Source organism: Krasilnikovia cinnamomea (assembly GCF_004217545.1).
Taxonomy (GTDB): Bacteria; Actinomycetota; Actinomycetes; order Mycobacteriales; family Micromonosporaceae; genus Actinoplanes; species Actinoplanes cinnamomeus.
Map to the genome: position 1 here is coordinate 5,008,093 of NZ_SHKY01000001.1, position 11,846 is coordinate 5,019,938.

9 protein-coding genes and 1 riboswitch are annotated in these 11,846 nt (G+C 70.6%); of the genes, 5 read left to right on the forward strand and 4 right to left on the reverse strand.

The features are described 5' to 3' along the window. Window positions 1-359: 359 nt before the first annotated feature. The 4 genes from EV385_RS23005 to EV385_RS23020 all read right to left on the reverse strand — a co-directional run bounded on the left by EV385_RS23005 (window position 360) and on the right by EV385_RS23020 (window position 7,201). On the reverse strand, window positions 360-818 hold the full coding sequence (locus EV385_RS23005; RefSeq protein WP_130511332.1) for a hypothetical protein: 459 nt from the start codon (window positions 816-818) through the stop codon (window positions 360-362). Next, window positions 809-4,291 carry an ALF repeat-containing protein gene (locus tag EV385_RS23010; protein WP_165449561.1) on the reverse strand — a complete coding sequence of 1,161 codons (3,483 nt, stop codon included), beginning with the start codon at window positions 4,289-4,291 and terminating at the stop codon, window positions 809-811. The genes EV385_RS23005 and EV385_RS23010 overlap by 10 nt, the downstream gene beginning before the upstream one ends. 361 nt (window positions 4,292-4,652) lie before the next feature. Beyond that, window positions 4,653-5,777 carry an LLM class flavin-dependent oxidoreductase gene (locus tag EV385_RS23015; RefSeq protein ID WP_130511334.1) on the reverse strand — a complete coding sequence of 375 codons (1,125 nt, stop codon included), beginning with the start codon at window positions 5,775-5,777 and terminating at the stop codon, window positions 4,653-4,655. 98 nt (window positions 5,778-5,875) lie between these two features. Then, window positions 5,876-7,201 carry an MFS transporter gene (locus EV385_RS23020; RefSeq protein WP_130511335.1) on the reverse strand — a complete coding sequence of 442 codons (1,326 nt, stop codon included), beginning with the start codon at window positions 7,199-7,201 and terminating at the stop codon, window positions 5,876-5,878. A 214-nt stretch (window positions 7,202-7,415) separates the two neighbouring features. Between EV385_RS23020 and EV385_RS23025 the strand changes: the two genes are divergently transcribed. The 5 genes from EV385_RS23025 to EV385_RS23045 all read left to right on the forward strand — a co-directional run bounded on the left by EV385_RS23025 (window position 7,416) and on the right by EV385_RS23045 (window position 11,841). Further along, on the forward strand, window positions 7,416-8,354 hold the full coding sequence (locus EV385_RS23025) for a glycosyltransferase family 2 protein (protein WP_207229904.1): 939 nt from the start codon (window positions 7,416-7,418) through the stop codon (window positions 8,352-8,354). A 17-nt stretch (window positions 8,355-8,371) separates the two neighbouring features. Further along, window positions 8,372-9,331 carry a glycosyltransferase family 2 protein gene (locus EV385_RS23030; RefSeq protein WP_207229905.1) on the forward strand — a complete coding sequence of 320 codons (960 nt, stop codon included), beginning with the start codon at window positions 8,372-8,374 and terminating at the stop codon, window positions 9,329-9,331. A 66-nt stretch (window positions 9,332-9,397) separates the two neighbouring features. Beyond that, window positions 9,398-10,390 carry a GNAT family N-acetyltransferase gene (locus EV385_RS23035; protein WP_130511338.1) on the forward strand — a complete coding sequence of 331 codons (993 nt, stop codon included), beginning with the start codon at window positions 9,398-9,400 and terminating at the stop codon, window positions 10,388-10,390. A 52-nt stretch (window positions 10,391-10,442) separates the two neighbouring features. Further along, a complete protein-coding gene (locus EV385_RS23040) occupies window positions 10,443-11,321 on the forward strand; it encodes a TIGR03560 family F420-dependent LLM class oxidoreductase (RefSeq protein ID WP_130511339.1) in 879 nt (292 codons plus the stop codon). Between the two features lie 119 nt (window positions 11,322-11,440). Next, window positions 11,441-11,507: riboswitch (guanidine-III (ykkC-III) riboswitch) on the forward strand. Between the two features lie 19 nt (window positions 11,508-11,526). After that, the gene (locus EV385_RS23045) at window positions 11,527-11,841 is read left to right on the forward strand and encodes a DMT family transporter (protein WP_130511340.1); all 315 of its coding nucleotides are present in this window, start codon (window positions 11,527-11,529) and stop codon (window positions 11,839-11,841) included. Window positions 11,842-11,846 lie beyond the last annotated feature (5 nt).

Below are 11,846 nucleotides of genomic sequence, written 5' to 3' on the forward strand. Positions count from 1 at the left end.
GCAGCGTGCACGACGAGGACCCCAGCGGCCACGGCTGGCGGTTGCTCGGCCTGGTCCTCCGGATCCTCGGCGCAGTCCTGGTGACTGTCCTGTGCTGGATCGGTGCCGCCGGCTCGTTCATCGCGGCCGTGTGGGCGATCCACCCATGGCCGGGCGACCGCCGTGAACCGGCCTGGGCCGTTGCTTACCTGCTGCTGCTCGTACTGCTGATCCTGGCACCGTCGGTGGCGTGGCGATTTCTGCTGCCGCGGCGTTCGATCGGTGTGCCAGGCAAGGTGGTGAACGCCAGCGGCCGGTGGGATTACCACGACCCCCGCCCCGGAGTTCCATCTCCCGGGGCGGGGGTGAGCGGCATGTTGTTAGAAGCCCGGATCCTCGTCCGCCGTGCTGTACGGCTGCATGACGATGAGCCCGAGAATGATCTGAACCGGCAGGGTGACCTTCCAGTCATCCAGCGTCAACACCGAAGGCAGGCAACAAATCGGCACGGCGGCCAATCGGAACTGCCACCAACGTAGATGGCGCAGAACCCAAAGGACACACAGCGCCCCAGCAACCGGCAGGATCGACAACGGCAGCAGGAAGAACGCCGACACCAGGAAGTCCATCACGGCATTACCCCACGACGGATCACTCGAGTGACGAAAGAAGTCAATCGTCGAGACCACGCCCAGGAGACAGACATAGGCGCCGGTGTAGGTAAGCACCCACAACGGGGCCGACAGCCTGCTACGAAAGCGTTGCATGCCATTCTTCCCGCTGATCGCCGTTCTCCTCTCGCCCAATGAAACCCGCGACATCGAACCGGTCAGCGGCATGACGGCATCTGTGGGGCGATCCGGCAGTACTCATACTCCAACCGTCCCAGCTCCGCCACGGCGGCCCGCGCCTGGTCGTTCGACCCGTCTGTCCAGCTGGTCTTGCGGTTCGACGTCCCGTCCCAGAGCTGCACAATTGGACCACCAGGATTCGCGTGCGTCGACTGTGCGAGTACGTCGCCGGTCTGCGAGTTGCCGCGGAAACGCAGGGCCTCGAAGTCCGGGTACGGGTCGCCGTCGATGGAAACCTTGGTTTTGCCGCCGGCGATTTCGACGCCGATCCGTTGGTTGATCGCGGGAACTCCCTTGACGGACGACTGTGCCCGTACCTTGACCTCCAGCTTGCCGTTCTGGCCGACCAGCACCTCGATGTCGTTGCCCTCGCCGAACTTAAGCGGTGGGGAACAGTAGCCGAATCGGAAACAGCTCGGCGCCGCGGTCATCGTGATCTGACCCGTCTCGGTGTCCCACGCCACGATGACACGGTAACCCGCGTCGAACCTGTTGGAGAAGGAGCGACCGTCGCCCTTTCCGCATATCGGCTGGGCGAACGGGCAGTAGAAGTACCGGTCGCTGATGAACAACCGCAGGACGACGATGCCGTTACCCGGCGCCTTCGCGTTGCTGCTGACCCGGCCACGTACCTCGCCTTCGATCTCGCGACCGAAGAACCATTCCCGCACGCTTCCGTCCACAGCGGTGGACGCCTCGGCGCGTTGCTTGGCGAGGTAGGTTTCGAGGGCGTCGAGCGACGCCTCGGCAGCCAGGGTGGCGTCCTTTCCGGCGTCCAGTGCGGACTGGCGTGCCCGCCGGGCGGAACTGTAGGCCCAGTTCGCGGAGCTGCGTGCGGCGCGGGCGGAGGAGGTGGCCTGCGCGGCCGAGGCGGTCGCGGCGTTGGCCGACTGCCGAGCGGAGTTGGCGGCGTCGCGGGCGGACTTGGCGGACGCCGCGGCCTGGTCGGCTGACGCCTTCGCCTGGGCAGCCGACTGTGCTGCCTGCTCCTTGTACTTGTTCGCCTCCGCGGCAAGCTTCTTCGCGCGGTCGGCGTGGGCGGCGGCCTCGTCGCTCGCCTTGCGCGCCCGTGCGGCCACATCCGCCGCCCTGGCGGCGTCTGCCTGGGCGAGAGCGCCGGACTGCGCGGCCTCCGCGACGTACTGACGTACGGTCGCCACGTGCATCGCGGTGTCCTGGTCCCGCTGTGTGGCCCGGTACTGCACCTCGGTCAGGAAGAGTCGCAGGAAGTCGCGGGGGCCGTTGAGCGCCACCTGGGCGGAGGCTTTGACCTCCGGCCCGCCCTTCTCCATGATGTCCGCGATGGCCACCCGGTCGTCCCGTTCCGCCGCCGTGTACTGGCCGGTCCGCAGAAACTCGTACGCGTCGGCCGGTGTGCCGTCCAGCGCCTTCTGCGCCGCGGCGTCGGTCGCCGGGCCGCCCTTTGCCATGATCTCCGCGATGGCGGCCCGGTCGTCGCGGACCCTGCCCTCGTACATCGGCAGGCGCAGGAACTGCACCACCTTGGCATGGTCGCCGGCCAGCGCGGCCTGTGCCGCCGTCTTGAACGCCGCCTTGTCGGTCGTCGTGGCCATGTTCACCACGCGGTCGCGGTCATCCTGCTCGGCAGCGAGGGCCCGTCCCGCGGTGAGGAACTTCTTGAGGTCCGCGTCGCCTCCGGCCAGTGCGTCCTCTGCGGCCGTTCTGGTCCACGGGCTGCCGGATTCGACCAGGCGCATGGCTGCCTGACGGCCACTGTTGCGCACCACGTCGGCCGAGGCTCCGGCCGCCGTGGCCTCGTTCAGCAGGCGCGTCGTTTCGGCATCCACCCGCTGCAGCTCTGGAGTGTCCTCCGTGGGCAGGACCGGCTGCGCCGACTGTTCCTGCCGGGCATCGCGCGCATCCTGGATCTTCTGTTCGGTCTCGAGCTTCAACCGTTCGGCGTCCGCCGCACGGTTCGCTTCCTCGATTCTGGCGGCCTCGGTGGCCGCGTTGACGGCGATGTCCGCCGCGGCCTGCGCGGAGTTGGCGTGTTGCGTGGACTTCTTCGCAGCGGTGGCGGCGTCGCCGGCGTGGTCGGCGGCGTCGTCCGCGGCCTTCGCCGCGGCCTCGGCGTGCTCGGCGGCCGCAATCGCGTGGCGGTGAGCTTCCCCCGCCGCCTGGGCCGATTTCCGGGCCAGGGACTCGGCCCGGTCGGCCGCCCGATCCGCTACCCCGGCGAGGTTACGTGCCCGTGCCGCCGCGGCACGCGCGCGTCGTGCTTCCCGCTCGGACACGTTCGCCTGTGCGCCGGCCTGCTCCGCGGCCGCCGCGGCGGCGTACGAGTTGGCCACCGCGCCGCGAGCCGCCTTGGCCGCGTCGCCGGCGGCCGTGGCGGCCTGCTGCGATTGCAGCGCGGCCGCCGCTGAGTCACGCGCGGCCGTCCCCATGTCCCGGGCGCGCTGTGCGGCCACGCGAGCGTCATGGGCGTTACGCGCGTCGACCGCTGCGGCGCCCGCCGCCCGGTAGGCCCCAGAGGCGGCGGTTGCCGCTGCCGAGGCGGCCGACGCGGCGCGCGCCGCCGCGTTCGCCGCGACACGCGCCGCCGCGTTGGCCGCGTTGGCGGCGCTGATGGCATCCCGCGCGGCGTCGGCTGCGCCCTGAGCGGCATCGGCGGCACGCCCGGCAGCGGCGGCGGCCTTCTCGGCCGAGTTCCTCGCGGCCGCCGTCTCCGCGGCAGCGGTCTGCGCGGCCTCCTTGGCCAACGCCGCCGAACGGACCGCCGCCGCCGCCGCGTCCTTCGCCGCCTGGGTCTCCTTCGCCGCGGCCTGCTGAGCCTTGCGGGCCAGTTCGGCCAGCTGGGAGACGGTCAGCACCTCCTGATCGCGGGCCCGGGCGATGTGCTGCCCGCTGTCGAGGTATTCACGTACGTCGGAGGGCGTGCCGCGGAGGGCGACCTGTGCGGTGCGCTGCACCTCGGGACCGCCCACAGACATGATCCGGGCGACCTCGTCCCGGTTGTCCCGGATCTGCGCGGTGTACTGACCCGATGAAAGGAACTCCGTGACGGCCGCGTCGCCGCTCTTCAGCGCGTCCTGCGCGGCCTGGTTGGTGGCGGCACCACCCACGGCCATGATGTCGGCCACTCGGGCCCGCTGGTCCTTCTGCAGGGGGGTCAGGTAGCCGGTCTGGAGAAACGCCCGCACCGTCGCCGCGTCGCTGCGCAGGATCGGCTGCGCGGCCTGGGTCATGGCGGGGCCGCTGAGGGCCATGAGCTGGGCCAGCACCACTCGGTCGTCGCGAAGCTGCGCCTCTTGCTGCCCGTTGGCGACGAAGCGCTGGAGGTCCGCGTCGGACCCGAGCAGAGCCATCCGCGCTTCCAGCGAGGTGGTGGGCCCTCCGCTGATCATCAGCTGGACGACGCCGGCGCGGTCCTCGGCGAGCGGTACGTCCGGGACGGTCTCCGCGGCGGCAGGGTCGGCGAACAGTCCAGCAGCGAGCACGGCCACGGATGCCAATGCCGCGGCTCGGGAGCCTGAACCGGGCGACCTCCTCGTGCTTCTGCTACGACCATCTGGGAGCAAAAAGGACATAAGTTCCCCGTGAACATCGGCAGGGCGGCAGGAACACCCGCCCTGACAGTGGATTGTTGCCGGCCAGGCAACAGCGCAGGAATCTAATGGAGCTCCGCTCGGCTCGGTTCGATCTTGTGACGAAGGCCATTTATCCCGATCTACTCCCGCCCGGGCCCGGAGGGTCCGCTGGGCGAGGTCGCCGGCGGGACGCCGTGACCGACCATAGTGAACGGTCCTTGCCGTGCCCTGCCAGCCGACCGCATCGCCGGTGGCGGTTCTGGCCAGGCGTTCAGCTCACGTGGTCAGGCCAGTGCTCGGCGAGCAACTGGAAGGACCGTACGCGGTCGGCGTGATCGTGCGTGATCGTGGTGACCAGCAGTTCGTCGGCGCCGGTGACCCGCTGCAGGGTGGCCAGCCGCTCGGCGACGGCTGCCGGGGTGCCGACGAACTGGGTGTCGACCCGGTCGGCGACCAGGTCGCGGTCAGCGTCGGTCCACGGGTACGCGAGCGCCTCCTCGGGGCTCGGGTACGGGATGGCGCCGCCACCGGCCCGGATGCTGCGCACCCACACCCCGTACGGCGCCGCGAGCCGGCGCGCGGTGGCGTCGTCCTCGGCCACGACCACGTCGGCGGAGACCATCAGCCACGGCTCGGCAAGCGTCCTGGACGGGCGGAACGTCGCGCGGTAGGCGGTCGCCGCCTCGAGCACCTTGGCCGGGAAGGCGTGGTAGTTGGCGGCGAACGGCAGCCCGCGCTCGCCGGCCACCTGCGCGCTCTCGCCGCCACTACTCCCGAGGACCCAGACCTGCAGGTCGGCGCCCTCGCCGGGGACCGCCCGGGCCTCGTTGCCGTGCTCGTCCGCGTACGGTCCGGTCAGTAGGGTTTCGATGTCGCCCAGCATGGTGTCCAGGTCGGCCGCGTTGGCGCCGGGTTGTTTCAGCAGGTGGCGCATCAGTTCCAGGCGCTGCGGCGAGAACACCGACGCGAGCGGGAAATGTCGAGGGATCAGCAGCCCGTCGACCGTGCGTGGCTCGCCCGGGCTCTCGTCCGGCGCTTCGGTGTACGCCGCGCCACGGCGTTGCGCCCATCGGCCCAGGCCCAGGTCGAACCGGCCCGGGTACAGGGCGTCGAGCATGCCGAACTGTTCCACGATCGCCAGCGGTGTCTGCAGGCCGGCCAGCACCGCCCCGGAGCCGAGCCGGATCCGTTCGGTGACCGTGGCGAGCTGGCCGAGCAGCAGCGCGGGCTGCGAACTGGCCACGCCCGGAGTCAGGTGGTGTTCGGCCACCCAGTAACGGTGGTAGCCGAATCGTTCGGCATGCCGGGCGAGGTCGAGTGTGCGCCGCAGGGCGTCGCGGGTGTCGCCGCCGGAGACCAGCGGTGCGAGGTCGAGGATGGAAAGGGGCACGGTCACGTGGCGTTCCTCCAAGGCCGGCCAGCTCCTGGCGAGCCGGTGACGGGGGCCGCCAAACGTGGGTGCGTGGCGTCCATCGACGATGATCTCGAAGGGCGTCAAGCGCGGTCCAGCGAGGGCTGACCCACCTGTCCGCCGTCTTCCGCCTCGGCGCTGGAGGCGCGGGCGTCGGTCAACACGTCGGCAGGCACATGCACCTCCAGGAACCGTCGCGCGAGCCGCGTCGCCGGGTGCACGCCGATGGTGGCCACCACGATGATGCCGGCGATCACCAACCAGCCGGCGGCACCCCAGTTCATCGCGAGGAAGGTGAACACCGCCGGCGCCCACACCTTGCCGAGAGTTCCGCTCAGGCTGGCCGCCCCCTGGTAGGCGCCCCGCTGGCGGGGGTCCATCAGTTCGGCCTCGAACGTCCAGGTGGCGGCCGAGAGGTAGAGCTCGGCCACGGTCACCGTGACATGCCCCAGCCAGACCAGGGCGATGGTGACCCAGCCGATGGTGTCGTGGGTCGCCAGCGTGATCAGGCAGGAGATCACGAAGAAGGTCGACGACACCCGGACCGCCCGCAGCGCGGTGGATACGCCGTTGACTCCGCGTGCCGCCGCCATCGGCAGGAAGATGCACATCACCGTGTTGGTGCCGAACAGGAAAGCCAGCAGCACGCGGGGGGCGTCGGTCTCCTCCACCAGCCACAACGGGATCACCACGTTGAGCAGCACCTGGTTGGTCCAGAACATCCCGATGAAGAAGTTCGTGAGCAGCCAGCCGGGGTTGCGTAGCGGTCCCGGCCCGGGGATCTTCGCCTTGCGGTCCTCGGCGGTGCGGTTGTCGTGCGGCGCTCGCGGCAGCCGGCTGACGGCCGCGGCGTTGACCAGGAAGGCCACGGCGGTGAACCAGGGCAGCGCATGCAGGACGGCGTTGGAGTGGAAAGCCAACGCGACTCCGCCGACCAGAGAGCCGAGGGTGAAGCCGAGGTTGAGCGCGGAGTACATGTAGGCCCGTGACTTCACCCGCTCATCGGGCGGCAGGACGTCGATCGTGTACGCGGCGTGCGCGGTGCCACCGAGAGCGCCGATGACTTCCATGGCGACGGCCATGGCGACGTAACCCTGGAAGTCGGTGATGAAGGGCCAGACCGCGAACATCGCCGCCTGCCCGGCCGCGCTCAGGGCCCACATCTTCTTCGGCCCGAAGCGGTCGACCAGCTTGCCCATCGGCAACGCCGCCAGAAACGCGGCGATCCCCGCGCAGGTCAGGCCGAGGCCGACCTGGGCGGCGGACAGCCCGACGATCTGGGTGAAGAAGACCGCCGAGCCGGTCATGAAGGCGCCCTCACCGAGGGCGAACAGCAGCGACTGGGCGGAGAGCCGCCCGGCCAGGGACGACGGGGGACGCACTTGACGCAGGGCGGCGGCGAGAATCACCCGGAGATTCTCCGGGTCTGGATCACCGCTGTCGCGCGATTTTCCGGCGCCATGGCGGGCCTGGAGCATGCAACGCAAAAGCCACGCGAATTTTCCTCAGTTCGCCGGGGGACCTGCCGACAACATGGGTTCGAGCCCGAGCCGACGAAAGGTTCCTTCGCTGATGGAAGACCGCCGCAGCACGCCGCCTGGTGCGCCTCGCCGGGAGCGCCGCATGGCGCCGCAGACTGCGGGAGCCCGCAACCGCCGCAGTACGCCGCGGGGCGCGCCCCGCCGGGCTCCGCTGGTCAGCGTGGTCATCCCGACGCTGAACGAGGCCCGGAACCTGCCGCACGTGTTCGGCGCGCTGCCGGAGGCGCTGCACGAGGTCGTCCTGGTCGACGGTGGCTCGACGGACGACACCATCGAGGTCGCCCGCCGGCTGCGGCCCGACGTGGTGGTCGTGCGGCAGACCCGTACCGGAAAGGGCAACGCGCTCGCCAGCGGCTTCGAAGCGTGCACCGGCGACGCGATCGTGATGATCGACGCGGACGGGTCGACCGACCCGGCCGAGATCACCAAGTTCGTCGAGGCGCTGACCAGTGGTGCTGAGTTCGCCAAGGGCTCGCGGTTCGGCGAGGGCGGCCACAGCAAGGACATCACGCCGTTGCGCCGGGTCGGCAACGAAGGCCTGAACATGGTCGTCAACACGCTGTTCAAGACCAGGTTCACCGACCTCTGCTACGGCTACAACGCCTTCTGGCGGCGGGTGGTGCCGGTGATGGACCTGCCCTCGACCAAGCTGGCGGCCCGGCCCGACGGCAAGAAGCTGTGGGGTGACGGCTTCGAGATCGAGACCCTGATCAACATCCGGGTGGCCAGCAGCGGCATGCGGGTCAAGGAGGTCTCCAGCATCGAGCACCTGCGCATCCACGGGACCAGCAACCTCAACACGTTCCGCGACGGGATGCGGGTGCTGCGCACCATTCTCAGCGAGTTCCACCGCCGGACGGTGCAGCGGCGTGCCGCCGCGAAGGCCGCCGCACCGTCGAAGCTCCGGACGCTGCGCAAGACCGTGCCGGTGCTCGCCGTCCCGGGTGGCAAATGGTACGGGCAGGTGGACGCGCTGCTCACCGCGGAGAAGGCGGCCGCGGAGAACGGGCAGGCCGCCTGATGGCCGATACCGCCCAGGTGAGCATCGTCATTCCGTGCCACACCGAGCGCAACTGGGACACCCTGGTCGGCTCCGTCGCGTCGGCGCTCGGCCAGCGCCCGGTCACGCCCGCCGAGGTGGTCGTGGTGGTGGATCACAACCCGGCGCTCTTCGAACGCGCCCAACGGGAGCTGACCGGCGTCACCGTGCTGGAGAACCGCTTCGAACAGGGCGCCTCGGGCACCCGCAACACCGGCTCGTGGCACACCACCACCCCGCTGATCGCCTTCCTGGACAGCGACATCGCGGCGGACCCGGATTGGCTCACCCAGCTCACCGACCCCTTCACCGACCCGGAGGTGGTCGGTACCGGCGGCGCTATCGCGGCCGCCTGGGACCGCTCGCGGCCGAGCTGGCTGCCCGACGAACTGCTGTGGGCGGTGGGCGCGTCGTACACCGGCATGCCCACCTCCACCGCGCCGATCCGCAACGTCTGGTCGGCCAGCATGGCCGTACGCCGGGACGTCTTCACCTCGGTCGGCGGGTTCCGCGACGGCTTCGGCAAGGTCGGAAGCCGGAACCGGCCCGAGGACACCGACCTGTGCCTGCGGATGAGTGAGGCCGGCGGCCATTGGATGTACGTGCCGGGCGCCGTGGTCGAGCACCACGTGCCGCTGGAGCGGTCGACGTTCCGCTTCCTCATGCGACGCTGCTACGCGGAGGGACGCGGCAAGGTGCAGATGGCCCGGCTGCTGCACGGGTCGCGCACGCTCGGCGCCGAGCGGTCGTACCTGAGCCGGACCCTGCCGCGCGCGGTGCTGCGCGAGGCGTCCGGCGCGCTGCGCGCCGCCGGGCCACGCCGCGCCCAGCACGCCTCCCGGGCCGGGACGGTAGTGGCGGCGGTGGCTGCGGCGGCGGTCGGTGGCGCGGTGGAGACCCTCGGCGCGGCCCGGCGCCGTACACCCGAAACCGCCGTGATGGCTGCCGCCGGAAGCTGACCTCGCGTCGCAGCGGCGGGTTTGAATGTCGTTGCGGGGTTGTGCCGGGTCTGTGAGGGTGAGCCGGTGCAGAGCCTGTCAGACGAGATGGTCGAAGCCCGCCTCGGGTGGACTTCGACCATCATCGCGTCCTGGTATTCCGGGTCCGACCTTCGACAGCAGTTGCGGGACGCGGTGGCCGTCGAGGCCGACCGTCTGGGCGACGCGGACTTCGGTCGCGAATACCGCGACAGCGTAGGAAAGGACGGCCCCACCGAACCGCTCGAATGGGCCAACCGCCGCCTCGATCTGCCCGGCGGTGGATGGGCGATCACCGGCATCCGCTTCCGCGGACGTGACATCAACCGGCCCTTCGTCGACGTGGTCGCCGCGAGTGTCGCCCCGACGCCGGACGGCCTGTCGGTCGTCGCCGCGGCCGTCGGGTCGGCGTATCGGGACTTCGCTCCGCTGTGCTTGCGGGTGGCCGTGCCGGACGCTTCGGGGCTGGTCGAGCGGCTGCGGTCCGACCGCCGCTTCGGCCCGCACTGCGGCGTCGACATGCACGTCGTCGCGGGGCTCGTCACGCGGCTCCGTACCCATCCTCGAGCGGACTCGTACGCCACGGTGCGCCTGCGCGCCGGGGATCCGCGGCGGTTGGCCGGGCGGGTGTCCGCCATCTACGAGGAGCTGGCGCGGCGCGAGCCGCAGCTGGCGATGTGGGCGACCCCGGAGACCGCCGACTCCTTGACCGAGTGCGCCGGGGCGGGACTTCTCTTCGAGGTTCTCGCCGATGGGGCACCCGCCGGGGTCGTCGCGGCGCTGCGCGACGACGCGCACGCCATGCGCGGGTTCTGCGTCCAGGAGCTGTGCCTGGACGCGTCCCATCGGGGTCGACGGCTTGCGTCGGGGGTTGTGCAGAGGCTGCTGGATGAGCTCGGCGCCCGCGATGGAGACGTGCTGTGGGGAACGATCCACCCGTCCAACGCGGCGTCGCTGCGCAATGCTCTCTCGATCGGTCGGGAACTGGTGGGCGGCTACGTCTGGGTCACCCCGGCGGGCTTTCCCGGCATGCCGGGCTGACCGCTCGTGCACCGACCGGGAGCCCGACCGACCGGTCTGGCAGGGTGACCGCATGCGAATTTCGATCTGGCCCGATGCCGGGCAGCCCTACGGCGAGATCCTCGAAGCGGCCCGGCACGCGGCGGACACCGGATGGGACGGTGTGTGGATCGCCGATCACTTCATGCCCAACGCCGGTTCCGCCGACTCTGCGCATCCCGTTCTCGAATGCGGCTCGCTGGTCGCGGCCCTCGGTGCGGTGGTGCCCCGCGTGCGCATCGGCACGCTCGTCTACGGCAACACGTACCGGCACCCGGCGGTGCTCGCCAACATGGCCGCGACCGTCGATCAGATCAGCGGCGGCCGGTTCACCCTGGGCGTCGGTGCGGGCTGGCAGGTCAACGAGCACGAGCAGTACGGCATCGAACTGCCGCCGGTGAAGCAGCGGATCGACCGCTTCGTCGAGGCGCTCCAGGTCCTGCACGGCCTGCTCCGGCAGCCCGAGACCACCGTGAAGGGCGACTACTACCAACTCACCGACGCGGTCTGCGAGCCCAAGCCGGTGCAGGACCCGATGCCGATCCTGATCGGCGCGAAGGGTGAGCGGCGGATGCTGCGGATCGTCGCGGAGTACGCCGACATGTGGAACACCTGGGGCAAGCCCGACCTGATCGCGCACAAGTCGGCGGTGCTCGACCGTTACTGCTCCGATCTCGGACGGGACCCGCGCGACATCGAACGCACCGCCCAGGCGCTGGTCGTGGTGAACGGGCCGTTGCCCGAGAATTCGCCGGCGCCCGTGATCGGTGGATCGCCGCAACGGCTGGCGGAGGCGATCGCCGAGTACCGGGCGATCGGCCTCGACGAGTTGATCGTCCCGGACTGGCGGCTCGGCAAGGGCGCGGAGCGGCTCGCGGCGATGGACACCATCCTCACCCTCGTGCATGCCTGACCGGTTGTGTCCCGCCGCACCCTGAGCGATGGTCGGAGCTACCTCGGTCCGACGTTTGCGGCGCGGTGAGATCGGCAACAGGGGGAGTCCGGGCCCGGGGTGCCGTGGGTATCCTGGAGAGGATGCCGCATATGCGGACATCCCGGACGAGCGCGTGTCGTACCCGGCCAGCGAAGACGACCGTGTCGAAGGTGGCGTGGTCGTCATGGCCTGGCTGATTCTCATCGTGTCGGGACTGCTGGAATCCGTGTGGGCCGTCGCGCTCGGCCGCTCGGCCGGGTTCACCCGCCCGGTTCCCGTACTGATCTTCCTGGTCGCTCTCGCGCTGAGCATGACCGGACTCGGGTACGCCCTGCGCACCATCCCGATCAGCACGGGCTACGCGGTCTGGGTCGGCGTCGGGGTCGCGGGCACCGCGACGGTGGGCATGCTCGTACTCGGCGAGTCCGCGAGCCTGCTACGACTGCTGTCCCTGCTGCTGGTCGTCGCCGGCGTCGTCGGGCTCAAGCTGTTCCAGTAACCGCC

Coding starts and splice junctions, on each gene's coding strand:
- EV385_RS23005 (WP_130511332.1), bottom strand. CDS start 818: ATGCCGCTGACCGGTTCGATGTCGCGGGTTTCATTGGGCGAGAGGAGA.
- EV385_RS23025 (WP_207229904.1), top strand. CDS start 7,416: ATGGCGCCGCAGACTGCGGGAGCCCGCAACCGCCGCAGTACGCCGCGG.
- EV385_RS23040 (WP_130511339.1), top strand. CDS start 10,443: ATGCGAATTTCGATCTGGCCCGATGCCGGGCAGCCCTACGGCGAGATC.
- EV385_RS23045 (WP_130511340.1), top strand. CDS start 11,527: ATGGCCTGGCTGATTCTCATCGTGTCGGGACTGCTGGAATCCGTGTGG.